Origin of the sequence: Cupriavidus sp. UBA2010 (assembly GCF_002335265.1) — a bacterium.
GTDB classification, from domain to species: domain Bacteria; phylum Pseudomonadota; class Gammaproteobacteria; order Burkholderiales; family Burkholderiaceae; genus Cupriavidus; species Cupriavidus metallidurans.
Map to the genome: position 1 here is coordinate 88695 of NZ_DDCI01000030.1, position 22636 is coordinate 111330.

At 64.6% G+C, this 22636-nt stretch carries 23 protein-coding genes; 10 read left to right on the top strand and 13 right to left on the bottom strand.

The window, feature by feature from the left end; genetic code table 11:
• Nucleotides 1–3: 3 nt before the first annotated feature.
• Entirely contained in the window at nucleotides 4–1596 is a 1593-nt protein-coding gene (garD, locus tag B2246_RS22190) for a galactarate dehydratase (protein WP_286881071.1), read from the top strand.
• Nucleotides 1597–1662: 66 nt separating this feature from the next.
• On the opposite strand, the gene B2246_RS22195 is transcribed toward garD, so the two are convergent.
• The 3 genes from B2246_RS22195 to B2246_RS22205 form a co-directional block, all read right to left on the bottom strand.
• Entirely contained in the window at nucleotides 1663–2031 is a 369-nt protein-coding gene (locus tag B2246_RS22195) for a 5-carboxymethyl-2-hydroxymuconate Delta-isomerase (RefSeq protein WP_286881073.1), read from the bottom strand.
• Between the two features lie 97 nt (nucleotides 2032–2128).
• A complete protein-coding gene (locus tag B2246_RS22200; protein WP_011519168.1) occupies nucleotides 2129–2953 on the bottom strand; it encodes an IclR family transcriptional regulator in 825 nt (274 codons plus the stop codon).
• Between the two features lie 273 nt (nucleotides 2954–3226).
• Entirely contained in the window at nucleotides 3227–4096 is an 870-nt protein-coding gene (locus tag B2246_RS22205) for an AraC family transcriptional regulator (RefSeq protein ID WP_286881075.1), read from the bottom strand.
• 140 nt (nucleotides 4097–4236) lie between these two features.
• Between B2246_RS22205 and B2246_RS22210 the strand changes: the two genes are divergently transcribed.
• The gene (locus B2246_RS22210) at nucleotides 4237–4782 is read left to right on the top strand and encodes a carboxymuconolactone decarboxylase family protein (RefSeq protein WP_035883663.1); all 546 of its coding nucleotides are present in this window, start codon (nucleotides 4237–4239) and stop codon (nucleotides 4780–4782) included.
• A gap of 138 nt (nucleotides 4783–4920) precedes the next feature.
• On the opposite strand, the gene B2246_RS22215 is transcribed toward B2246_RS22210, so the two are convergent.
• From B2246_RS22215 to B2246_RS22225, 3 genes are all read right to left on the bottom strand, one after another.
• The gene (locus tag B2246_RS22215; RefSeq protein WP_008651313.1) at nucleotides 4921–5571 is read right to left on the bottom strand and encodes an HAD domain-containing protein; all 651 of its coding nucleotides are present in this window, start codon (nucleotides 5569–5571) and stop codon (nucleotides 4921–4923) included.
• A gap of 334 nt (nucleotides 5572–5905) precedes the next feature.
• A complete protein-coding gene (locus B2246_RS22220) occupies nucleotides 5906–6106 on the bottom strand; it encodes a hypothetical protein (protein ID WP_008651314.1) in 201 nt (66 codons plus the stop codon).
• Between the two features lie 190 nt (nucleotides 6107–6296).
• A complete protein-coding gene (locus B2246_RS22225; RefSeq protein WP_286881078.1) occupies nucleotides 6297–7901 on the bottom strand; it encodes a methyl-accepting chemotaxis protein in 1605 nt (534 codons plus the stop codon).
• Nucleotides 7902–8199: 298 nt separating this feature from the next.
• Between B2246_RS22225 and B2246_RS22230 the strand changes: the two genes are divergently transcribed.
• Nucleotides 8200–10032 (top strand): phosphodiesterase, encoded by a 1833-nt coding sequence (locus tag B2246_RS22230; RefSeq protein WP_051705465.1) that lies wholly within the window; start codon nucleotides 8200–8202, stop codon nucleotides 10030–10032.
• Between the two features lie 20 nt (nucleotides 10033–10052).
• Here the strand turns inward: B2246_RS22230 and B2246_RS22235 are convergent, their stop codons facing one another.
• Nucleotides 10053–10838, bottom strand: coding sequence for a response regulator transcription factor (locus tag B2246_RS22235; protein WP_008649059.1), 786 nt, complete (start codon nucleotides 10836–10838; stop codon nucleotides 10053–10055).
• A 323-nt stretch (nucleotides 10839–11161) separates the two neighbouring features.
• Here B2246_RS22235 and cls point away from each other — a divergent pair, with 323 nt between their 5' ends.
• From cls to B2246_RS22255, 4 genes are all read left to right on the top strand, one after another.
• A complete protein-coding gene (gene cls / locus B2246_RS22240; RefSeq protein WP_035883659.1) occupies nucleotides 11162–12595 on the top strand; it encodes a cardiolipin synthase in 1434 nt (477 codons plus the stop codon).
• Nucleotides 12596–12704: 109 nt separating this feature from the next.
• Complete coding sequence (locus B2246_RS22245) at nucleotides 12705–13370, top strand: TetR/AcrR family transcriptional regulator (protein ID WP_035883658.1); 666 nt, start codon at nucleotides 12705–12707, stop codon at nucleotides 13368–13370.
• A 230-nt stretch (nucleotides 13371–13600) separates the two neighbouring features.
• Nucleotides 13601–14113, top strand: a complete 513-nt coding sequence (locus B2246_RS22250; RefSeq protein ID WP_080709810.1) for a hypothetical protein — start codon at nucleotides 13601–13603, stop codon at nucleotides 14111–14113.
• A 35-nt stretch (nucleotides 14114–14148) separates the two neighbouring features.
• Nucleotides 14149–14334, top strand: a complete 186-nt coding sequence (locus tag B2246_RS22255; protein WP_286881079.1) for a hypothetical protein — start codon at nucleotides 14149–14151, stop codon at nucleotides 14332–14334.
• Nucleotides 14335–14394: 60 nt separating this feature from the next.
• Here the strand turns inward: B2246_RS22255 and B2246_RS22260 are convergent, their stop codons facing one another.
• From B2246_RS22260 to B2246_RS22275, 4 genes are all read right to left on the bottom strand, one after another.
• Complete coding sequence (locus tag B2246_RS22260) at nucleotides 14395–14820, bottom strand: hypothetical protein (RefSeq protein ID WP_008649054.1); 426 nt, start codon at nucleotides 14818–14820, stop codon at nucleotides 14395–14397.
• Between the two features lie 324 nt (nucleotides 14821–15144).
• Nucleotides 15145–16245: an alpha/beta fold hydrolase gene (locus B2246_RS22265; RefSeq protein WP_008649053.1), complete on the bottom strand. Its 1101-nt coding sequence runs from the start codon at nucleotides 16243–16245 to the stop codon at nucleotides 15145–15147.
• 81 nt (nucleotides 16246–16326) lie between these two features.
• A complete protein-coding gene (locus B2246_RS22270) occupies nucleotides 16327–17094 on the bottom strand; it encodes a helix-turn-helix domain-containing protein (protein ID WP_008649052.1) in 768 nt (255 codons plus the stop codon).
• A complete protein-coding gene (locus B2246_RS22275) occupies nucleotides 17078–17986 on the bottom strand; it encodes a DMT family transporter (protein WP_008649050.1) in 909 nt (302 codons plus the stop codon). Before B2246_RS22275 ends, B2246_RS22270 begins: the two co-directional genes overlap by 17 nt.
• 267 nt (nucleotides 17987–18253) lie before the next feature.
• Here B2246_RS22275 and B2246_RS22280 point away from each other — a divergent pair, with 267 nt between their 5' ends.
• The 3 genes from B2246_RS22280 to B2246_RS22290 all read left to right on the top strand — a co-directional run bounded on the left by B2246_RS22280 (nucleotide 18254) and on the right by B2246_RS22290 (nucleotide 20036).
• Nucleotides 18254–18769 carry a cupin domain-containing protein gene (locus B2246_RS22280; protein WP_008649048.1) on the top strand — a complete coding sequence of 172 codons (516 nt, stop codon included), beginning with the start codon at nucleotides 18254–18256 and terminating at the stop codon, nucleotides 18767–18769.
• A gap of 60 nt (nucleotides 18770–18829) precedes the next feature.
• The gene (locus tag B2246_RS22285) at nucleotides 18830–19276 is read left to right on the top strand and encodes a hypothetical protein (RefSeq protein WP_035883655.1); all 447 of its coding nucleotides are present in this window, start codon (nucleotides 18830–18832) and stop codon (nucleotides 19274–19276) included.
• Nucleotides 19277–19457: 181 nt separating this feature from the next.
• Nucleotides 19458–20036: a septation protein IspZ gene (locus tag B2246_RS22290; protein ID WP_008649043.1), complete on the top strand. Its 579-nt coding sequence runs from the start codon at nucleotides 19458–19460 to the stop codon at nucleotides 20034–20036.
• A 35-nt stretch (nucleotides 20037–20071) separates the two neighbouring features.
• Here the strand turns inward: B2246_RS22290 and B2246_RS22295 are convergent, their stop codons facing one another.
• On the bottom strand, nucleotides 20072–21529 hold the full coding sequence (locus B2246_RS22295; protein WP_008649041.1) for a GntP family permease: 1458 nt from the start codon (nucleotides 21527–21529) through the stop codon (nucleotides 20072–20074).
• 3 nt (nucleotides 21530–21532) lie between these two features.
• Entirely contained in the window at nucleotides 21533–22585 is a 1053-nt protein-coding gene (locus B2246_RS22300; RefSeq protein WP_008649035.1) for a patatin-like phospholipase family protein, read from the bottom strand.
• Nucleotides 22586–22636 lie beyond the last annotated feature (51 nt).

Genomic DNA, 22636 nt, shown 5'->3' on the forward strand with positions numbered 1-22636 from the left:
AACATGTCGGACTTGTCGGTACAAAACGCGCAGGGCCAGGCCGCCGAACGCGCGCCGCTCTACATCCGCATTCACGCCAACGACAACGTGGCCATCGTCGCCAACGACGGCGGGCTGCCAGCCGGCTCGGTATTCCCGTGCGGCCTGACGCTCGTGGAGCGTGTGCCGCAGGGCCACAAAGTGGCGCTGGTGGACTTGAAGAAAGGTGACGCGGTCACGCGCTACAACGTGACCATTGGCTACGCCTTGCAGGACCTGCCGCGCGGCGCGTGGGTCAACGAGCGTGTGATCGAAATGCCAACCGCGCCGGGACTGACCGATCTGCCGATCGGCACACGCGTGCCCGAGCCGCTGCCGCCGCTGGAAGGCTATACGTTCGAGGGTTTCCGCAATCCGGACGGATCGGTCGGCACGCGCAACATTCTGGCGATCACGACCACGGTGCAGTGCGTGTCCGGCGTAGTGGAGCACGCGGTGCACCGGATCAAGACCGAGCTGCTGCCGCGCTATCCGAACGTCGACGACGTGATCGGCCTCGAGCATACCTATGGCTGCGGCGTGGCGATCGACGCGCCCGACGCGATCGTGCCAATCCGCACGCTGCGCAATATCGCGCTGAATCCGAACTTCGGCGGCACCGCCATGATGGTGAGCCTGGGTTGCGAGAAGCTGCAGCCGGAACGCCTGATGCCGCCGGGCACAATCCCGATCCAGACCGGCGCCGGCGAGGTGCAGGTGGGCGTGGTTTGCTTGCAGGACGACAAGCACGTGGGTTTCGCGTCGATGATCGACTCGATCATGGCGATGGCCGAGACCCATCTGCAGACCCTCAATGCCCGCAAGCGCGAGACGGTGCCCGTATCGGAACTGGTGGTGGGCGTGCAGTGCGGCGGTAGCGATGCGTTCTCCGGCGTGACGGCCAATCCGGCTGTCGGCTTTGCCACAGACCTGCTCGTGCGCGCCGGCGCGACCGTGATGTTCTCGGAAGTGACCGAGGTTCGCGACGGTATTGACCAGCTCACCGCCCGCGCCGCTACCCCCGAGGTGGCCGAAGCGATGATTCGGGAAATGGACTGGTACGACCGCTATCTGGACCGTGGTCGCGTCGATCGCAGCGCCAACACGACGCCAGGCAACAAGAAGGGTGGCCTGTCGAATATCGTGGAAAAGGCCATGGGTTCGATCGTCAAGTCGGGCAGCGCGCCGATCTCAGGCGTGGTGTCACCAGGCGAGAAGGTCAAGCAGAAGGGCCTGATCTACGCGGCAACTCCGGCCAGCGATTTCATCTGTGGCACGCTGCAACTGGCTGCCGGCATGAACCTGCACATCTTCACGACGGGGCGCGGCACGCCGTACGGACTGGCCGAGGTGCCCGTGATCAAGGTCGCAACGCGCAGCGATCTGGCGCGCCGCTGGCACGACCTGATGGACGTGAACGCAGGCAGCATCGCAACCGGCGAAGCCACGATCGAGGATGTGGGCTGGGAGTTGTTCCACCTGATGATCGACGTGGCCAGCGGCCGCAAGCAGACCTGGGCCGAGCACCACAAGCTGCACAACGCGCTGGCGCTGTTCAATCCGGCGCCAGTGACCTGAGTGGTGGTTTGTTGAGGGGTGTCGCCTCTCTCCCGCAGGCGGGAGAGAGGTGAAAGATCGCCAGCCTTAGCCGCCAACGATCTGCTTGGAGTACGTCGCGCGCTCCATTTCCACGACGTTCACAGACACCTGAACGCTTTGCGCTGATGCGCCGGGGCGGACCATTTCCGAGATCGCATTGCACACCAGCTGGCCGAGTTCCTTGCGCACAGCCTGATCACGGCCGTCCAGGATCTGCAGCGTGGCGTGGACAAACGCGCGGTCCACGTTCTCCGTTCCCTGGCGATAGGTGGAGAGCGTCACGCAGCGCGACTTGATATCGGGTTCCTGGAATTGGCCGCTGGACAGCAGCGCGGCGTTCGCCTCGTCGAGCAGCTCCTCTTGAGAGCAGGTCAGACGGGTGTTTTCCGTGAGTTCGATGACGAGATGGGGCATGGAACCGGGTCCGGTTGATGGCGGGAAACCCGCATCGTACGGCATTCCGGTGCGGCGTGCCCGCATCCGTTTCCCATCCCGTCAGTGTTGCGCTCCGTTACCGTGTGACGCCGAACGCCGCTTCGATCTTGCGGATATGGTCACGCAGCAGCGGACGCACTTTCTCCAGCAGATGGGCTGGCGGCACGATCGCATTGGGACCACTGCAGCTCAGCGTCATCGGGGGCAATGAGGGACCCGGCCGGAACGCGTGGGCGATCGAATTGATGTCGGGCAGCCATTCGCCAAACGACGTGGTGCAGCCAAGCCGGCGTTGCTCGTCACGGCTGTTCGCGAGGATGGCTTCGGCTTCGGCAGGGGCGACCTTCTCGTCCGTGCGGAATGCCGTCAGCGCCTGACGCTGCTCGGCTGGCGGCAATGCCACCAGGTAGGCACGGCCTGCTGCCGTATTGAGCCCCGATACGCGGCTTCCCACGGCGACGCGCAGAGTCAGGTAGGTCTCGGACTGGCAGTTCTCGAATACCAGCATACGTCCGCGGTCGCGCACGATCAGCGAGGCGACGCCTTGCGACAGATCGGCCAATTCCTGCATGTAGGGGCGCGCCACCGCCAGGACCTCTGCGCCCTGCTGCGCGGCGGGCGCCAGCGCCAGTGCGGAACTGCCCAGGCGGTAACGCACGGGGTCCGTCAGGGCCTGGAGGTAGCCAAGTTCGGTCAACGTGTGGGTCAGGCGCGAAATCGTCGATTTCGGCAGGCCACAGCGCTTGGCGAGTTCGGCATTGCCAAGCTCGCTGTCGAAGGCACGAAAGCACGCCAGCACATCCAGGCCACGCGCCAGCGCGGTCACGAAATGGCGGTCTTCCTTGCGTTTGCTTTCCTTGGGTGCGGCGGCGATCTCCGCCATTTCGATCACATCTTCCATGGCGTGCTCACTCTTTGCCCGTGGCAAGTTGCACGTGCAGCTTCGCCTGGATGGTGGTGCCTGCGAGCAGGCGTGGTGTTGCGAAAAGGGGGAAAGACGCGAGACCAGAACGGTTCGCGGGTACTGCGGTACTACGCATGATGTCTCCGGCTAAGGCGTCCGGTGTTGATGACTCACCGGTATTCGATGAGTCGCATCGTCCCACCGATGCTCGGCAATTGTCAACCGCAGCGCGGAATCATTATTCTGCATTGCAGAATTCAACGGCTGAATCTAGTGCTCGGAGGCTTGCGCCTGCAGCCATTCCCGTGGCGATTTGCCGACTTTGGCCGCGAAAACACGCGATAGCGCAGAGGGGTTGGCATACCCCAGTTCGTTGGCCAGCAGCTTGATCGGCACGCCATCACGCAGCCGCGCCTGTGCCAGGCTGATACGCCAGCCCGCCAGGTAGTCGGCAGGCGTCTGTCCCACGATTTCGCGAAAGGCGGAGGCGAAGGCGCTGCGCGACATGCCGGCGCAGGACGCCATGCGGTCCAGGTTCCAGGTCTCGCCAGGGGCTTCGTGCATCGCCACCAATGCGCGGGCCAGTCGCGGATCTGAAAGTCCGGTGATCAAGCCCGCCTGAATGCCTGCATCGGCCGGATGGTCGAGCATCCAGCGCAGTAGCTGGATCAGCACGACTTCGAACAAGCGGTCTGCCAGCAGCCGCTGGCCGCAGCGGACGCGCGCGGTCTCGGCGAACAGCAGCGATAGCGCGGCATCCAGCCCCTCGACCCGCGCCAGCGGCAACACGATCAGCGGGGGCAGGGCCCTCGCGACCGGGTTCATCGCACCTCCGGCGAACTCGAGCGTGGCGCAGGTGAACTGCGAGCCTTCGATCGGTGGATTGTGGAAGGTGTGGATGACGTGCCGCGGATAGAACAGCAGGGACGGCTCGCGGATTTCCATGCGCCGAGGCAGGCCACGGTCCGAGTGCGAGAGCGTCAAATGGCCTTCGCGCAGCACGTGCAGGAAGCCGCGCTCCTTCACGTCGAACCGGCTGATCCCGCAGAGCGCCCCGGTATGGAACAGGTGGGCGCGAACGCGGAAGCGTTCCAGCAAGCCGGAGAGGCGGTCAGGGGTGGGTTCGATCGGGTGGGACATTTTGATGGATGAATTGGTATGTTTCGTGGACGTATGGTATCCGATCGTTTTGCGCCCGGCGGCATAGTGGAGCCCATGGACGGTACAGCCCGTCCAGTTCCCAGTACCCCTCCACTTACCATCCAGAAAGGAGCTTCATCATGACCGCACGTGTTCCCCTCCTAGACCAACACACCGCTCCGGCCGCAAGCGTGGCTGCCATCGAACAGATCCAGACCGCGTTCGGCGTCGTACCCAATATGTTCCGCGCCGTGGCCAACTCGCCGGCAGCGCTGCAGTCGATGTGGGGGAGCTTCGGCGCGCTCGGCGGTGGCACGATCTCGGCGCAACTGGGCGAGAAGATCGCCGTGGCCGTTGCCGACCGCAATCGCTGCGAATACTGTCTGGCCGCGCATACGGCGCTGGGCCGCAAGGCGGGCGCATCGGCCGAGGAGATGGCAGCCGCCCAGGCTGGGTTGTCGAACGAACCGAAGACGGCTGCCGCGCTGGGGTTCGCGGTGAAGGTCGTGGAAGCGCGCGGCCAGCTTAGCGACACCGACGTGGCATCGCTACGCCAGGTCGGTTTCAGCGACGAAGAGATTGTCGAGATCCTGGCACACGTCGCATTGAACCTGTTCACGAACTACGTCAACGTGGTGTTCAACGTGCCGGTGGATTTCCCGGGCGTGAAGCTGATTGCGCGTTGAGGTTGCGTTGAGGTTGCGCCGAGATTGCCCTGATGGCGCGCGAGGCTGAAAGCCAATGAAAAAAGGGCCGCAATTGCTTGCGGCCCTTTGTGTCTTGCTGCGGGACCGATTGAGCGTCAGTGCTGAATCAGCCCTGAATCAAGCGTGAATGGCACCCGATTCGAGCTGCTTGCCAGTCAGGCTGGCCACCGCGACCGCCATGGCGCGCTCGCGAGCCTCGGCGGCGGCGGGCGCCGGCATAAAGCGCTCCGGTGCCTCGCGTGCCAGCTGCTGCAGATGGCGCAACTTGGCCTTGAGATCCGGGTCGACGCGCGAATCCGGCGTGATGGTGGAAGGGCAGGCCACACCGAGGATGTCGAGCGCCTTGCGGAAGATGTCGACGGTCAGACCTTCGGCCGGGTTCACTTGTACCAGGTGCGCGCGCTGCTCGTCGGTCAGCGACTCCGGAGCAACAGTCGAGATGATGACCCATGCGCCAGGAGCCGGGTGCTGCGCGAACCAGGCGTCGATTTCCGCGCCGTGTCCGCCTGCCACCGGCGGCGTCATGCCTTCGACCTGCAGATCCAGCTGCTGGAAGATGGCGGCCGGCGTGCCACGGCGCCAGGCGTCCGAAACCACGACGCGGGCGCCGGCAATGCCGAACAGGCGACGCAGATAGCCGAGGGCGATGGGGTCGAAGTACCTGACGTCTCGCAGGGTTCCCGTGTTTGGCGTGCCGCCCAGGCGGGTAGCGGAGCGGTCCGAATACAGGACGCCGGGGACGTCCAGCATGATGAGGCGTTCAGACATGGGATTCCTGTGTTTGTCAGTCGCAGTTAAGCGGTTAGGTTGAATCAAGCGTATCTGGCTTTAGGGTGCGATGGGCTACACAAATTGTGCTCAAGTGCAACAGCCGTGTAACTTGGCCACACAACTCGTAAATACCGGTTAGCGCTTGATATCAGTTGTTTCGTGCAGACACACTGCCAGGCTGCGGTCCGCATTGTCTCGACAATGTCGATGCGCGGATACAGACCCGATGCACGCCTCAACGAGTGGTTTGGCGGGTCGGTTGACAGGAGTTTGAAAGGAAATGTTCGCGGAGGTGAAACATTTGATGCATTACAAACGGGGGGAAGGGCGTTCAGCGCTTGCGCAGCAATTGCATTTCGAAATGTTCGAACGAGTACTGGCACGTGATGCCGCAAAACAATTCGGCTCGCCTGACCGGCTGCTCGCAGGCATGGCAGGTGCCGCAAGGCTTGAGCCGGGGCGCCCAATCGCGCCCGGCGTTCTCGAAGTCTTCCAGAAAGCTGCTGTCGTCCTGTACGGCTTTGCGTAGCATTCGCTTGTCTCCGCGAGGGGCATTTCCTTGGCCAATGACGCAATGCCTTCGGCCCGTGGGTCATGCTCGCGGGGCGTTTTGCGTCGGTCAATAGGCGTGTTGCCATTTACGGACGACAAATGCGAAAACTGAAGCCTTGCCCCGGCGATGGGGGCTCTCAGGGCAAGGTATTGCGGCGGTGCGTGAATCCTCAGAAGCGGAAGCGCGCGACGTCTGCCTCCAGCGCTGCGGCCTGTTGGTCGAGTTGCGCCGCCTGGCCGGACACCGCCTCCACGAGCGCGCCGTTCTGGGCGCTGGTCTGCTCGAGCCGTGTCAGCGCATCGGCGACGTGCCCGATGCCGGTTGCCTGTTCGTCGGCCAGCAGGCGCAGTTCTTCGGCAAGGGTGTGGCTGTGATTCACCGCGACATCGATGCCTTCCATGGCGGCCACCACGCGCGTGCTGAGGTCCGCGCCGCGTGCGATCTCCTTCGCCGCGTCGCCGACAATGCCGCCGATTTCGCGCGCAGCCGTGGCGCTACGCTGGGCCAACGCGCGGACCTCCTGCGCGACAACGGCGAAACCACGTCCCGCTGCGCCCGCGCGAGCGGCTTCCACCGCTGCATTCAGCGCCAGGATATTGGTCTGGAAGGCAATCCCTTCGATCACCGTGACGATTTCGGAGATGTTGCGCGACTGCGCGTGAACGTTGGCCATGGCGCCGCTCATGTCGCGCACCGAAGCCATGCCTGTGGTGGTGGCTTCGCGCGCGCGGCTGGCCATGTCGCTCGACTGCCGGGCTTGTGCGTGTGCCTGCTGGACCAGTTCGGTCAGGCGCGCTACGTTCCCTGCCGCCTCGGCAAGCGCTGAAGCCTGCGTGCCCGTGCGTGCAGCCAGTTCGCGGTTGCCGTTGGCGATACCGTCGCTGGCGCTGGAGATTTCGTGCGCGCATTGCTGGATGCGCGCGAGCACGCCGGCCAATTGATCGCGCATGCCGGCCAGGAAGTAGAGCAGGCTGCCTTGATCGTGCGCGCCCACGGCGATCCGGGCGGTCAGGTCGCCATTGGCGATGCGATTTGCAACGGCAGCGGCGTCGCGCGGTTCGCCACCGAGTTCGCGTGTCAGGCTACGTGCCGCGATCCAGGCCAGCGCGGCGGCGGCAAGGAAGCTGGCCACGAGCAGTACCGCCATCACGGTCTGGGCGGTGACTTGCGCTGCGGCCACGCCGGCAACCGTGTCCGCAGCTTGTTGATCCAGCGTGGACCGTGTCTGTTCGATCAGGCCGGCGAGCTTCTGCAGCTGTTCGCCGACGAAGTGTCCGTCGACCGAGACCGATGAATCGAATTGCAGGGCGTCGAGTGGCTGCTTGCCGATCAAGGCCACGAAGTTGTTCATCAGTTCGCCGGCAGTCGCGCGCTCTTTCTGTAGCGCGTCGGCTTGCTGCGGGGCAGCCGTGCGCACGCCGTCAACGGCCTGGTCGAGCCGGCGCAACGCCTGGGCGACCTCCGACGCGGCGGTGTCGCGCTCCGCGGTGCTGGTGGCCAGCGTCAGCGACAACTGGGCGCGGCCCAGCGTGGCCAGCGCCGCCTGAGCACGCTCGGCGGAGATAGCGCCGCGCATGTCGCGCTGGTAGAGCGTGTCCGTATCCTGTTTCAGCTGAATCAGATTGATGATGCCGGTGAGTCCGACGGCCGCGCCGAACGCGTAGATCAGCACGAATGCCGCAGACAGCCGCATGACCAGCGGCAGGCGCGCCAGTCCTTGCCACAGGGATTTGGCTCCCAGTCCAGGCAGACCCAGCTTGATGGCTTGCAACACGAGAAACACTCCTTCGGGGCCGCGACCCCGTCACTCCATGACCCGATGCGCTGCGGCACGCCGGCCTCGCGGTCATTCCCTGGGGAGTGCGGGGCGTGGGTCGTGCTGCAGTGCAGCGCGATCGTCGTGCATGAATGTGACGATAACGTGACACCCCTGAATGGGTGACGTCGTCATACAGGTGACACATTGTTATCATGAAATGGCGGGCGCTCCATTTATCGTCCGCGCCGGAAGCCGCCCCGTGGCATCACGCTGCGCGGTCGATAACCTGTCATTCAACCCTTATCCGCATGTCATGCTGACCGTCGCCTCCTCGTTGGCCACGGCCCGAGAGGCTGTGTGCCTGCCTTCGTTGCAGGCGGTATTCCAGCCAATCGTGTCGCTGGGCAATGGGGACATTCTGGGTCATGAGGCGTTGATTCGCGGCCCGGCCGCGTCGTTGCACGAGATGCCTGACGCCTTGTTCCGACTCGCGCAGGCAAATGGGACGACCGTGGAGCTTGAAGTGGCGGCGGCCCGTACCGCGCTCGATGCGTGGTCGTCGCTGAACCTGCCGGGCAAGCTGTTCCTGAACTTCAGTCCATTGACGCTGCGCCATCTTCTGGTCGGGCGTGGACACACCATGGCCGCGTTGCTGGGGGCCGATGGCATTGTCGGCGGTGCGGCGGCGATCGCACCTTCCCGGGTCGTTATCGAGATCACGGAGCAGACTGCCATCGGCAATGCCCAGACCTTTGGCCAGGCCATGGCGCTGCTCGGCGAGCTAGGCGTGCATTACGCTCTGGATGATTTTGGCTCGGGCCATGCCAATCTCGACATGCTGGCCGATCTGTCGCCGCAGTTCATCAAGCTGGACAAGTCGCTCGTGCGCGGGATAGATACGTGCTCGCGCCGGCTGGAGATACTGCGCGGGATGCTGCGCATGATGGGGGCATTCGGTGGTCACGTGATCGCAGAAGGCATCGAGCGGGTCGAGGAATTGGCCATGGTGCGGGATCTTGGTGTTTCCGCGGGCCAGGGCTACTTTTTGGGGAGGCCAGTGGCGCTGCCTGAACCGCAGGCGTCGCCGGAGGTGCGGGCTGTGCTGGCCTCGCGGCAGATCGCGGTGTTTCCCCAAGCCTTGCGCACGGGATGGTCGGGCATGACCGCCGGGCAACTCCTGCGCCCCGCGCCGACGATCCATCCCACCACCTCCAATAACGACGTCCTGGCGCGGTTTCACAGCCAGCCTGATCTGCACGCGATGGCAGTGGTGGACGAGGCAATGCGGCCGGTGGCGATGATGAACCGGCAAATCCTGATTGACCGCTACGCCACGCCATTTCATCGGGAACTCTATGGCAGGAAGGCCTGCATCACGCTGGCCAATCCGGCGCCAGTTTGCTTTGACCGCCGCACCAGCCTGGAGGATATGGCCGAGCTTTTCGCGGGCGAGCAATCCCATGTGCTGGCCGATGGTTTCGTGATCACTGATCAAGGCAGATACGTGGGTCTTGGCACCGTGGCCGATCTGCTACGCGCCACCACCGAGGTACGCATGGAGGCGGCACGTTACGCGAATCCGCTAACGTTCCTGCCCGGAAACATCCTGCTGAACCAGCATGTCGACCGACTCATTGCAGCCGGCAGCGCATTTCATGCGTGCTATGTCGACCTCAACCAGTTCAAGCCATTCAACGATCGTTACGGCTACTGGAAGGGCGACGAAATGCTGAAGGGCGCGGCCGCGATTCTGGCGCAGGCATGCGATCCCGCGCGCGACTTCCTCGGGCATGTCGGCGGCGACGACTTCCTGGTGTTGTATCAGGGGGACGATTGGGAGGTGCGTATCCGGGATGCCATTGCACGCTTCAACGATGCAGCACTGATGTTGTACTCGTCGATGGATCGCGCTGCTGGCGGTATTCACGGCGAGGACCGGTTCGGCAATCCGGCGTTCTTCGTGCCGGTAACGATGGCCGCTGGCGTGGTCAGTGTCAGTGCGGAAGCAATGGCGACGCTGCGGCTCTGCAGCCAGCATATCGGTGCGGCCTCGGCGGTGGCCAAGCGCAGCGCCAAGCGCGCGCCATCAGGCGTTGCGCGGATCGATATCGCCGAACTGGCTGCGCGCGGCGTGCTCGATATCTAGATCTGGATTTTCAGACGGATCTACGCAAGCGATTTGAGCATCCGCGCTGGGGTCGATGACGCGGAGGCCACGCGAGCCGCAGCGGACAATTCGTGGCGCGCCGCTTGATCGAGGATGTCCAGCCGATACCCCTGGGCATAGACGACGCTGACCGTGACGCCGGTCTCCGGGCACAGGTTCAGGGTACGGCGCATTCGCGATACCAGCCCGGCCAGCGCGCGGGAGTAGGGCGGCAAGTCATGGCCCCAGATCGTATGTTCGATGCGGCGGCTGGCCAGGATGCGGCCCGCGTTGGCGAACATCAGCATGGCCAGGTCGAACTCCTTGGGCGTCATCGGAATCCGGTCGCCATTGAGCGTGGCGTAGCGACCGGGGTTGCTCAGCTCGTATGGCCCGGCGCGCAACGGTATGGCTCCGCGCAAGCGCGTGCCGCTCATGCGCCGGCGCAATGCGGCGATGCGGGCCAGCAGCACACGCGCAGCCAGAGGGCGGAGCACGTAGTCGTCCGCGCCGGCATCGAGGGCCTCGACGAGGTCGTCGTCGTTGTTTTCGCTGGCAAAGATCACGATTGGTACGTCGCGGTTGCGCACGGCCCGGACGGTGCGAATCACGTCGATGGCGGAGATGTCGGCCAGTTCACGGTCAATCAGGAGCATCTCGTAGCTGTCATGGCCGAGCCCTTGAATCAGGTCACGCCCGGCGTGAAAGACGTTGCATTGGTAGCCGGCGACGGCAAGGAGTTCCTGCAGCGGATGCAGGGGCGACGAGCTGTTTGCCAGCAGCGCGATGTTCGTTCGGGCATTCATGCGACATTCTCTGGAAAGCGAAGTAAACGCGTTGCAGCGTATCCAGCGTTTGTGGGGCGAACAATCGGTGTTTCCTTAAATGGATGGCGTTGACGTAGGAATGAAACGAAATCGGACATCCGCCCGGCGACGCGTGCGTGGCGTCGCTTATCCACAGATTGTGTGGATAACTGCGTCGGCGTCTGCGCCAGTCGCGCCGGGTCATGGGAGCGCATCGGTCTGCCTAAAAATTAGGCAGCATGGATTCGGGGGCGTGGCTCGGGGATGTTTGAAGTGATGTGCTGTGCCAGAATAGCGTCCATCCCGTCCGGCCCTGGCTGCCTATGTTGACCCCTAGTGTGATTGCAGCGATCGTCGTGTCTCTTCACGTGCTGGGCGTGATCGCGGCGCTGCACGCCGTCATGACCGTACGCACTGCGCCCGGGGCCATCGCCTGGGCTGGGTCGCTGGTCATGATGCCGTACTTCTCGCTGATCCCCTATCTGATCTTCGGACGAAGCCGCTTCGCGGGATACGTCAATGCGCGGCGCTTCAACAATCACCGGCTGCGCGAGATCCGCCAGAACATGAGCACCCAGGAACTGGATTCGCTCAGCGCCTGCCTGGTGATGAATCCCGATCAGGAATGCATGCGCGCATTGCCGCGCCTGACTGGCATGCCATGCCTGGGCAATAACGACGTGCGGCTGCTGGTCAACGGCGAGGCAACCTTCCAGGCGATCTTCGCCGCGATCGATGCCGCCACACAGGTCGTGGTGGTCCAGTTCTTCATCGTTCACGACGATGAACTTGGACTCGAACTGCAACGCCGCCTGTGCGAGCGTGCCAAGGCAGGAGTCAGGGTCTATTTCCTTTACGACAGCATCGGCTGTCACGCGCTTGGCCGGGCCTACCTGCGTGCATTGGAGGAAGCCGGCGTCAACGTGCGCTCATTCGCCACGCATCCCGGCTTTGTCAATCGCTTCCAGCTCAACTTCCGCAATCACCGCAAGCTGGTGATCGTCGATGGCGAGCGCGCCTTCGTCGGAGGCCACAACGTCGGCAACGAATACCTCGGTCGCAGGCCACCACTCGCGCCCTGGCGGGATACCCATATCGAGATTCGCGGCGCCGTAGTGCTCGAGCTGCAGATGACGTTCGCCGAGGACTGGTACTGGGCCGCGCACGAGGTGCCCTACCTGTTGCTGCCGCCGCCGAGGCGCTTCGGCGACATGGTGTGCCAGATCGTGCCATCGGGGCCGGCGGATGCGCAGGAGACGTGCTCGCTGTTCTTCGTCGAGGCGATCCAGGCCGCGCGCAAGCGCATCTGGATTACGTCGCCATACTTCGTGCCCGACGAAGCCGTATCCGCGATGCTGCGACTGGCAGTGCTGCGTGGTGTGGACGTGCGCATCCTGATACCGGCCCGGCCGGACCATTACGTGGTCTATGGAGCGTCGACTATCTATGCCCACCAGGCCGTCTGCGCCGGCGTGAAGGTGTTCCGGTACCAGCCGGGCTTCCTGCACCAGAAGGTCATCCTGATCGACGACGACGCGGCGGCCGTCGGCACCGCGAATTTGGACAATCGTTCGTTCCGGCTCAACTTCGAGATGATGGTCATGACGGCTCACCCGGAGTTCGCGGCCAGCGTGGCGGAGATGCTGGAAGCCGATTTCGCGGAGGCCCGTCAGATCGACCGCGAGGACTTCCTTGGCGCGCCCGCCATCCTGCGTGTGGCGATGCACGTGGCCAAGCTCTTCGCTCCCATCCTTTAGTGACGCGGGAAATACGCGAACAGCGCGGGCCAGCGGTGCTGGAAGTGGTTGTGTACACTGTCTACTATTGTTATTCGTTGCCCTGGACGCTGTCCGCATGGGAGCTAGCATGAATCGAACCGCCGCGCCCACACCGCCCGCACCGCCGACACCGCCCACGCGCACCACATATCGCCATGGTGACCTGCGCCGCGCCCTGCTCGAAGCAGGCATCGATCTGGCACGGCAGGGCGGGCCCGATGCCATTGTCCTGCGCGAGGCGACACGCCGAGCGGGCGTCGTGCCGAATGCGGCATACCGGCACTTTGCGAACAGACAGGATCTTTTGCAGGCAGTGCGCGCGCACGCGCTTTCCAGCCTGGCGATAGCAATGGAAGCGGAGTTGGCGACGATTCCTCCCGATGCCGCGCCTGCCGAGCGCGCGCGGGCCAGCCTGCGGGCGGTAGGCACGGGCTACCTGCGCTTTGCCTTGGCTGAAACCGGGCTGTTTCGCACCGCATTCTCGGTTCCCGACGATGTGGAGGAAGATTCCGATCCGGCAAAAGCCGGTAATAGCGGACTGAACCCATTCGAACTGCTCGGCGCGGCGCTGGATCGCTGGGTAGAGGCAGGCCTGCTTCCGGCCGAACGACGTCCGGGTGCGGAGTACCTTGCGTGGTCGGCCGTGCATGGTCTGTCGATCATGCTCATCGACGGGCCGCTGCGCGGTCGGGCAAGGGAGCTGGCGGGAGTGATCGGGCAACGACTGCTCGACCTGGTGGAGAAGGGTCTGTAAAAAAAGATGCCACGGGACGGGGACCGCGTGGCATCGTGAAGCCTGTGTTTCAGGGGGAGGGTCGACCCTGAAACCGGGTGGGTCGCCCGTATTGCACGGGCGAGAGGCAGTGTAAGGAGACGATTCTCATATGAGAATCGGAATACTCCGAATTTTGGACTTCTCGATGCGGCTACTGTCTAAGTGACTGTCGGAAGTCAATTCCGACCGGATATCGACAGGAGGCTGTGATGAGGGGCGCCCACGGGTGGGTCCTGGCGGCAGTGACCGCGGCAACGATGCTGGGCGGCTGCGCAACGTATCCCGGCTATGACAGTCCGTACGGTTATGACCCCAACTATCCGCTGGGCGACCTTGGTTCTGTCTACGGTGGGTACCCGGGCTACGAGTATGACTACGCGTATCCCTATTGGTACGGTTACCCGTACGCGTATGGTGGCGGCTATCCGTACTGGCCCGCTTACTGGCCGGCGTACACTGGTGGCGTGTTCTTCGGCAGCTTCTGGTATGGCTGCTGTCACACCTCTTATTACCGCTACGGATGGTATGGGCGTGGGTACCGTGGATACTACGGGCACGGCTGGTATGGGTATCGCGGTGGCTACTACGGCTATCGAGGGTCGCCGGGCTATCCTGGGTATCGCGCGTACCCCGGCTACCAGGGCGCAGGTGGAATGCCAGGATGGGGTGGCGGTGGTCGGGGCGGACGGAGCGGTGGTGGCCGCGGAGGCGGACATCGCTGACAGGCATCACCAGCACTTTTCAAGGAGCCGACGATATGAGCAAACTGGATTCCACCAAATCTCTCACACCCGCTTCAAGAAAGGCACGCGAGTCGCATGACCAGAAGGTCGAGCAGGAACTCGACGAGGCCTTGCGCGAGACATTTCCGGCCAGTGGTCCGATCGCGGTGCATCCTGTGCCGCACGAACCGGCCCACAAGGGGCCGGGCGGAAAAGGATGATTGGAAGGCGTCTGTGAGCGTTAGCGAAAGTGGCCAGGCAACCAGGGTAACTGGCGCACTTTAGGGCAACTGGCGCAATTGCCCGATGACGGACATCAGTCGGCCGTGCGCGACCGTGACCGCGGCTTCATCCTGCAGCGCCTCCTGATAGCGCTTGCGGAAGTCCACGTCGCCACGCTCGCTGAACAGCTTCTGCGCGGCGGCAGCCACGGCCCGGCAGGTTTCGTCGTGATGTTCTTCACCATCGAGTTCTTCGTCGATCTCGATGATCAGTCTCGATAGTGGATCGAGCCAGCGGAAGAAGGATTCCTCGGTCACGAGTTGCACGAACTGGCCGGCTGGAATCGGACCGTGCAGCCGCTCGTACTGGCCACGGTCATAACCGATGACTTCCTTGTGAACCTGGAGCAGCGCCGCGCGCAATGCCCGGAGCCCCAAGCGGCGGGTTTCCTGGATCGCAAGGAACTGTTCGCTGGGCATGTCCATCTTCACTTTCCTCTTCAATGGCAGGCCGAATGGACATGATCATCCGTGGCATCCTCCCGGGGCCGCCAGTGCCTGCCCGCTAGTGTTATCGGGCACACGCGCACACAGCGTGATGCTGTGTACGGTGCGAAGTCAGTATAGGCAGCGGGGCAGGCGCGATCTAGCGTTGAAGCCTAGCGAAATACCCGTATTGCGGCCCCGCGACAAAGCGTGCCGGGCTTGCTGCGCAGGCGCTCGCCACGCCTCGCGCATTGCAGTGCGGCACTCGGCCGCACGGGCGGGGCGGGCGAACGTGGCGCTACTTTTGTGGCTACTTTCTTGTGGCTACTTTTGCGCGGGTAGCGACTTCAGCAGTTCAACGAGATACGGCTTCCATACCTCGGGGTGTTGCAACGTTTGATGCCCATATGTGTTCTCGCTCTCGGGCAACTCCACGTACTTGCCTTGTCGAACCTTCGGCACGGTGCGTTGCATGACGCCGAGGTCCACTGCGTTGATCATGTCGTCGGCGAAGTTCACCGCGTAAAGCGGCGCGCGGATCATGCCCAGATCCGGCTCGGGGTTGTAGTCCCATGACGATTCAAACCAGTACAGGTAGTCATTGGCGTCCATGCCGCGGCTGTCCGCCACGGTCTTGTCGACGTACTGGTTGACCTGGTCGCGCGTAGGGGCGGCCTTCTGCAACGTGGCTGCGCTTTGCGTCATCAGGGCGAACACCGGCGTGGTGCGGGTCCAGTGGGTGGGCTGCCGCGTGTAGTTGCCACCGTTCCAGTCGGGGTCGTTGCGGATCGCGTCGATCAACATCCGGCGCCACAACCAGTTGCGGCCTGACATCGCCACGGGCTGGCTGGCGATTGGCATGAGCGCATCCATCATGCCCGGATGCCGTTCACCCCAGACCCACGTCTGCATGCCGCCCATCGACGTGCCCAGTACCAGCCGCAGATGATCGACCTTGAGTCCCTCGGTCAGCAGACGGTAATGACCCTCCACGACGTCGTTGTAGCCATAGCGCGGAAAGTTCGCGCGCAGCGCGTCGCTGGGCTTGCTCGATCCGCCACGGCCGATGCCGTCGGGCATGATGATGTAGTAGCGCGAGGCGTCGAGCGGCTGGCCCGCCGCGAACAGTTCCTTCTGCATCAGCGGCGTCAGGTACGCGCGGCCTGTGCCAGTGGTGCCGTGGAGCAGAAGCACGGCGTTGTTGACCTTGCCGTCGGCGCCGCGCGTGGGCGTGCCCAGCGTCGCGTAGTGAAGCTTGACGGTCGGCAGCGTTTGGCCGCTCTGGAAGTGGAAGTCGCGCGCTTCGAAATCGCCTTCAGTGGGTTGCATCACCGGCACCGGTGATTGCGCATGGACTAGCCCGGAGGCGAATAGCGTGGCAACGGCGAGGCGCTTGAGCCCGACCGTCGTGATCATTGTCATCATGGTTGTCTCCCCCGTTCTGGTTTGCTGGTTCGCTGGCTCGAACACGCGCGCATCATACGCGCGGCGGGGGAAATCTGCAGATCAGGCCAGGGCAGCGGCCCGCCACGCGCCGGGCGGCTTGCCGAACCGACGGGCGAACGCGCGTGTGAAGGTGGTCTGATCGGGATAGCCAACGCCATAGGCGATATCGGCGAGCGACATCGTGCCAGTCATCAACCATTGCACGGCCTGGTCCAGCCGCAGGCGTGTCTGGTAGCCGTGCGGGGTATCGCCAAACGCCTCGCAAAACAGCGTGTGAAACCGACGCGCGCCCCAGCCCATGCGCGCGGCAAGCTGGTCCACCCGCAACGGCGACGCGAGATTGGCGCGTAGCCATGCATCGATGGCCATTGCCGGGAAATGCGTGGCATCGTTGCGGGCCGCATCGAGACCCAGCGCCGATGCCAGATTGCCCGCGAGCGCCGTTGCGCAATGCCAGGCGTGCTGGAGTGGCAGGTCGCCAGACGGGCGATGCGTCGCCAACGCGCGGACGCGGGCAGCGAAGCTGGCATCCATGGCGAAGGCACGCGGGTTCTCCATTAGCCGCGCGGGCAGAGCGACGGAATTGGCGGGAAAGTCCGCCACGAGCTGGAGGTTTTCGGTCAGGCCCGCGCAGACATGGTGAGCGCCCGCAGGCACCACCAGCCCGTGCTGGCCATCGACGCGATAGGCATGGCCGTCAATTTCGAGTTCGATGGCCCCATCCACGCCGAACAGCAACTGATGGTAGTCATGCGCATGACCAAAGGGTCGCGGCGAATAACGGCGCGGCTCGACCAGCGGCGAGGCGTGTTCAACGAGCTTGGGCATGTCGGGGGTTGCCCTGCGTCTGGCAGAGCCACACGCCAATACCGGCCACGGCCATGCCGAGCCACTGGAGCGGGGCGAGCCGGTCGCCGAACAACAGCGCGGCCTGCACGGCGGCAAGCGGTGGCGCCAGGAACATCAGCGCCGCCGCGTTGGCGGCCTGTCCTCGGCGCACCAGGCTGAGCAGCAGCCAGGTGCCGATCCCTGACAGCACGAACGCAGCCCAGGCCAGCGACGCCCACAGCGTCAGGCCGGTTTCCCAGCGCAATGCGCCAACCCCGCCCGTGGCGCAGACCAGCACCCCAGCCACGAGCATGGCGCCGGCATTCTGCCAGGCCGAGCTGGCGCGGATATCCGCGCGGGCGATCGAGGTTTTCTGGAGGAGGGTTCCCATCGTGATGGAGAGAATGGCGAGCACGCCCGTCAGTATGATCCATGGCGACACGGTCTGCGGCGTGCCGGCCTGCATGGCCGGAAGCACGACCAGCCCGACGCCCAACGCGCCGAGCCCAAGTCCGCGCCAGGTACGGGACGAAGGTTGCTCCTTCAGCAGCGGGATCGCAAGCAGGGCGGTCAGAAGCGGCTGCAAGGCGCCAAGTAGCGCCATGATCGAAGGGGACAGGCCATGCGCCACCGCGCCGTAGCCCGCGCACAGGTAGATGCCCTGCATCAGCGCGCCGGCCAGCAGATGGCGTGGCACCTGCTTGAGCGCAGGCCACGTGACGCCGCTGGCCATCGCCGCCACCGCAAACATCAGCGCGGCCAGAGTGAAGCGGGCCAGCAGGAACAGGTTGGCGTCGGCAACCGGAACAACGGCCTTGCCGACGATGAAGCCGGTGGACCAGATCAGGACGAAAGCCATGGCCGGGAGCCAGGCGGGGAAGGGGCGCGACATTGGTTCGAATCGGGTAGGGCCTTGGAGGAGCCTCGGGATGGCTTTTCCTGGGCCGGAGAATGGTCGGCGGAATGGTCCGCGGAATGGTCCGTATTGTCCGGGAGCCTAACCCGCCACGTGCCGGGTCGTCTTGGCGAATCCTGCAATGCCGGCGCCATGCCACCATCGGCCGACATTTTGTCATGTCTGGCTTTCGGGTAAGGTGGCGTGTCAGTCATCCGATCCACACATCAGCCCCCGCAGCCTCTGCAGCTCCGGAAACAAGCCATGCCTACGCGCTCACCGCAGCAACGCCTGATCGATGAACTGTCTCTGGTCCCGCATCCAGAAGGCGGCTACTACCGCGAGACCTACCGGGACGCCGCGCGCGTCACACGCGTGGCCGATGGTGCCGAGCGTTCGGCATCCACGGCCATCTACTACCTGCTGTGCGATGGCGCCTTTTCGGCGTGGCATCGCATCCAGTCCGACGAGGCCTGGCACTTTTACGCGGGCGACGTGCTCAATGTCCACGTGCTGGCGCCCGACGGCGCGTTCACCACGCACCGGTTGGGTAATCCGCTGTTCCAGCCTGGGACAGTCTTCCAGGCGGTAGTGCCGGCCGGCTGCTGGTTTGCCGCGGAACGCGTGCCGGGCGCGGCCGGCTATGCCCTGGCCGGGTGCACGGTGGCGCCGGGATTCGAATTCAGCGAGTTCGAACTGGCGGCCCGCGACGAACTGGAGCGGCTGGCGTCATCCCATCCACGTCACGCCGCGTTGATTACCCGGCTGGGCAAGGCATAAGCAACGGCCCGTCGCTTGCCTTACCTGTCCTGTCCGTCCGATCAACGAGGCCAACTCACCATGGATGCACGGAACGCTGTCATGCTGGCTGTCCTGCTTTGCGCCACGAATGCGATGACCGCCTTCGCGGCGACCCGGTGCGATGGCCCAGACCACAAAGTTCTCTATCTCGACGATGGCGTGACGTGCCCGAGCGGCTACCGCAATGCCGGCGAGCCGGGCGGCACGCTCTCGATCATCGGCAAGACGGCGGTCACCCGGCAGCAGGAGGAAGCCTATCTCCGGCGCCACGACGCTGAAGCCAGGCAGTTGCAGCAGGTCAGCGCCCGTGAACAGCAGATGGCGATCGCCGCTGAGAACAACCGCCGGTCCAATTGCACCATGCTGTTCAATCAGCTCCGCCAGAACGACCTCGCCATGCGTCAGGGCAACGCCTGGGACAACATGGCGCAACTCAAGACCAACCGTCAGGCCATCGTGAATCAGCGTGGTCAGCTTGGCTGTTAGTGCCGAGGACGCCACCGCAAGCGCGCGGCGACATCCGGACCAACCCTGATCCCGGCCATCTTTTCCTTGACTCGCCCGAGCTTGTCTCCGACACTTTCGCGAACTATGCGGTGATTAGTTTCCAGTCCGGCGACGTATCGGATGCGCGCCGCCGCCCCCTGAAAATTCGGAAAGGCTCTGCATGAAGGTATTCCTCTCTGCGCTACGCCCGGTTGTGCTTGACTCCCTTGGTGTGATTGTCTTTGCCGTTCTGTTCGCCATGAACGTCAACACGCTGGTGGCCACTGCGGCGGGTACTGCGGTGGCGGTCGGCGTGGTGCTTTGGGCGAGGTTTCGGGGCGAGCCCATTGCCGCGCTGCAATGGATCAGCCTGATCAGCGTGCTGGTATCGGCCGCCGCCACGTTACTGACGAACGACCCCCGCTTCGTGATGGGCAAGCCCAGCGTGCTGTATGCGCTGGTCGGCGTGGTCATGCTGCGCGGTGGCTGGATGCACCGCTACGTGCCACCGGTCGCGCGGGAGCGCATGGGCGATCTGCTGACCCGTTATGGCTACCTGTGGGCCGCTCTGATGCTGCTCACCGGCGTGCTGAACCTGGTGGTGGCAGTGGCGTTCACGGCATCGTGGCCGCTCTTTATCGGCGTGTTTCCGCTGGCATCGAAGCTGGCGCTGTTCGGGATCCAGTTCACGCAGATGAAACTGGCCGCGCGCCGGATGGGAATCGTGCAGCCCCAGGTCGGCGGGGAGGGGGCCACCTGACCCCCTCGGTGCATCAGGCTTCGTTTCATCCCGCTTCAGAACGAACCAACCCAGCTCCCCAGCGCGATCACGGCCGCCAGCGCCAGCATCGGGCCAACGATCCCCACCATCACGATGCCGCCGTAGCTTTCCCGATGCGTGGCCCCGCATACGGCCAGTAGCGTGACCACGGCGCCGTTGTGCGGCAGCGTGTCGAGTGTGCCGGCGCTCATCACCGCCACGCGATGCAGGATGGCGGGATCGATGCCCAGGTCGAACGCACGTGTCAGGTAGGTGCCGCCGAGCGCATCGAGCGCGATGGTCAGGCCACCAGAGGCTGAGCCGGTCAGCGCCGACAACACGTTCGTTGCCACGGCCAGCGACACGAGCGGGCCCCCCTCGATCGACAACACCCAGTCCCGCACGACGCCGAACCCGGGCAGGCTGGCTACCACCGCACCGAATCCCACCAGACTGGCCACGCTGAGCACCGGCAGGGCAGCGGCATGGGCGCCAGCGCCCATGCTGTCGCGCAACTCCGGCAGGCGCCGGAAATTCAGTGCGATCAGGCAGAGGATGGCGGCGGTCAGTGCGACGATAACGGACCACACGCCGCTGACTGCCTGCAACGTGGTCGCGCCCCATTCGGGCAGGCCGAGGTAGTCGGCATCCACCCGTGGCAGCACCACAAAGCTCATCAGCAGGTTCACCGCGATCACCACGGCCAGCGGCAGCAGCGCGATAAAGGCTGCTGGCGGCTCGTCGCTGCGACTGCCTTGCAGCGCCTCGGCCGGGTCGAATTCGCGTGCGGTACTGGCAAGCTCGCGGATCAGCGGGCGCTCCGCCACCTCATCGGGCGAAGCCTCCTCCTCGGCAATGGCGTAACCCTCGCCCCTGCGGCGCGCAGCTTTCTCGCGCTGCGACAGCCACCACAGCCCGAACGTCAGCATGATCGCGCTGGCCACGATACCGAGGCCGGGCGCGGCGAACGGCGTGGTGCTGAAGAACGGCATGGGAATCGCGTTCTGGATCGCCGGCGTGCCCGGCAGCGCCGACATCGTGAACGTCGACGTACCCAGTACGATGGCGGCGGGCATCAGGCGTGGCGGGATGTCTGCCGCGCGAAACAGCGCGTGCGCCATCGGCGCCAGCACAAAGAACGCCACGAACAGGCTCACGCCGCCGTAGGTCAGCAGCGCGCCCGCGAGCACCACGGCCAGCATCGCTCGCTGGGGGCCGAGCACGCGCGTCATCCATTCGGCAATGGCCGTGACGGAGCCGCTGTCGTCCATCAGCTTGCCGAACAGGGCGCCGAGCAGGAACAACGGGAAGAACTGGGCGACGAACCCCGCCGCCGTGCCCATGAAGGTCTGGGTCCAGTGAGCCAGCAGCGGTTCGCCCGCCGTGGCCGCGGCCAGCAGGGCCGCCGCCGGCGCGATGATCAGGATGCTCCAGCCGCGAAACGCGAGCCAGATCATCGCCCCCAGGGCGATAACGATGCCAAGGAGACCCATGGTTCAGATCTCCTCGAGTAGTTCGTCGAGATTGAACGAAGAACGCTGGCCGAGCGCATCGCCGTGCTCGGCCAGGAATTGCGCAGCCGCTTCACGCCCTTCGTCGCGCAGCAGGCACAGGAACGACCACTCCGCATTCATCTTCGATGCCGTGCCGTACTCCGCGATCTTGTCGCTGGCAATGCGGTGGATGCGCATATTGGCCCATTGAGCCCCTTCCGCGTCACCAGGATCGGCCACGCGCTGCAGCACCGCCATCATCCGCAACTCCTTGAGCAGCGCGGCGTTGAACGAGATTTCGTTGAGGCGGTTCACGATGTCCCGGGCGCTGCGTGGCGCGCCGGGGCGGGCCACGGGGTTGATCTGCACAAGGATCGTGTCGTGCGAGCAGCATTCCCGCACCAGCGGCGTGATCGTCGGATTGCCGGCGTAGCCGCCATCCCAGTACGGCACGCCGTCGATTTCCACGGCCTGGAATACCGTGGGCAGGCACGCCGAGGCCAGCAGCACCTCGGAGGTGACCTCCGCGTTCTTGAACACGCGGCCGCGGCCGGTTTCCACATTGGTGGCGGTGACGAACAGGTGGATGGGCGCGCGCGCCAGCAGTTCGAAGTCGATGCTGGCCTGCAGGATATCGGCCAGTGGATTGCTGCCGGCGCGGTTCAGGTCATAGGGCGACCAGATCCGAGCCGCCAGATCGGCGGCGACGAACAGCGGGGAATCGTCGAGGGTCCAGCGGCCCAGGATCACGTCCAGCGGGCTGCGGCGGAACGGGCTGAAACGCGCCGTCTCGGAGACGCGCTGCCAGAAGTCCGACAGCGCCTGCCGGGCGCCTTCGGCACCGCCAAGCGCGTGGCCATGCACGAGCACCGCGGCGTTCATGGCGCCGGCCGAGGTGCCGGAAATGCCGTCGATCTCCAGCCACGGCTCTTCGAGCAGCCGATCGAGCACGCCCCAGGTGAAGGCGCCGTGCGCGCCGCCGCCCTGTAGCGCCAGGTCGATCAGCAGCGGCTCCCGCCCTGGCGGCGGTGCGGCGGTCTTGCCATCGTCGGCCATGTGTCTCTCCGTTGGGTGAATCACGTGAGGTACAAGCCGCTCTATTATTTG

Bases quoted from the DNA above. Each gene is read 5' to 3' on its own strand.
- garD (WP_286881071.1), top strand. From the start codon at position 4: ATGTCGGACTTGTCGGTACAAAACGCGCAGGGCCAGGCCGCCGAACGC.
- B2246_RS22195 (WP_286881073.1), bottom strand. From the start codon at position 2,031: ATGCCCCATCTCGTCATCGAACTCACGGAAAACACCCGTCTGACCTGC.
- B2246_RS22200 (WP_011519168.1), bottom strand. From the start codon at position 2,953: ATGGAAGATGTGATCGAAATGGCGGAGATCGCCGCCGCACCCAAGGAA.
- B2246_RS22205 (WP_286881075.1), bottom strand. From the start codon at position 4,096: ATGTCCCACCCGATCGAACCCACCCCTGACCGCCTCTCCGGCTTGCTG.
- B2246_RS22210 (WP_035883663.1), top strand. From the start codon at position 4,237: ATGACCGCACGTGTTCCCCTCCTAGACCAACACACCGCTCCGGCCGCA.
- B2246_RS22215 (WP_008651313.1), bottom strand. From the start codon at position 5,571: ATGTCTGAACGCCTCATCATGCTGGACGTCCCCGGCGTCCTGTATTCG.
- B2246_RS22220 (WP_008651314.1), bottom strand. From the start codon at position 6,106: ATGCTACGCAAAGCCGTACAGGACGACAGCAGCTTTCTGGAAGACTTC.
- B2246_RS22230 (WP_051705465.1), top strand. From the start codon at position 8,200: ATGCTGACCGTCGCCTCCTCGTTGGCCACGGCCCGAGAGGCTGTGTGC.
- B2246_RS22235 (WP_008649059.1), bottom strand. From the start codon at position 10,838: ATGAATGCCCGAACGAACATCGCGCTGCTGGCAAACAGCTCGTCGCCC.
- cls (WP_035883659.1), top strand. From the start codon at position 11,162: ATGTTGACCCCTAGTGTGATTGCAGCGATCGTCGTGTCTCTTCACGTG.
- B2246_RS22245 (WP_035883658.1), top strand. From the start codon at position 12,705: ATGAATCGAACCGCCGCGCCCACACCGCCCGCACCGCCGACACCGCCC.
- B2246_RS22250 (WP_080709810.1), top strand. From the start codon at position 13,601: ATGAGGGGCGCCCACGGGTGGGTCCTGGCGGCAGTGACCGCGGCAACG.
- B2246_RS22255 (WP_286881079.1), top strand. From the start codon at position 14,149: ATGAGCAAACTGGATTCCACCAAATCTCTCACACCCGCTTCAAGAAAG.
- B2246_RS22260 (WP_008649054.1), bottom strand. From the start codon at position 14,820: ATGGACATGCCCAGCGAACAGTTCCTTGCGATCCAGGAAACCCGCCGC.
- B2246_RS22265 (WP_008649053.1), bottom strand. From the start codon at position 16,245: ATGATGACAATGATCACGACGGTCGGGCTCAAGCGCCTCGCCGTTGCC.
- B2246_RS22270 (WP_008649052.1), bottom strand. From the start codon at position 17,094: ATGCCCAAGCTCGTTGAACACGCCTCGCCGCTGGTCGAGCCGCGCCGT.
- B2246_RS22275 (WP_008649050.1), bottom strand. From the start codon at position 17,986: ATGTCGCGCCCCTTCCCCGCCTGGCTCCCGGCCATGGCTTTCGTCCTG.
- B2246_RS22280 (WP_008649048.1), top strand. From the start codon at position 18,254: ATGCCTACGCGCTCACCGCAGCAACGCCTGATCGATGAACTGTCTCTG.
- B2246_RS22285 (WP_035883655.1), top strand. From the start codon at position 18,830: ATGGATGCACGGAACGCTGTCATGCTGGCTGTCCTGCTTTGCGCCACG.
- B2246_RS22290 (WP_008649043.1), top strand. From the start codon at position 19,458: ATGAAGGTATTCCTCTCTGCGCTACGCCCGGTTGTGCTTGACTCCCTT.
- B2246_RS22295 (WP_008649041.1), bottom strand. From the start codon at position 21,529: ATGGGTCTCCTTGGCATCGTTATCGCCCTGGGGGCGATGATCTGGCTC.
- B2246_RS22300 (WP_008649035.1), bottom strand. From the start codon at position 22,585: ATGGCCGACGATGGCAAGACCGCCGCACCGCCGCCAGGGCGGGAGCCG.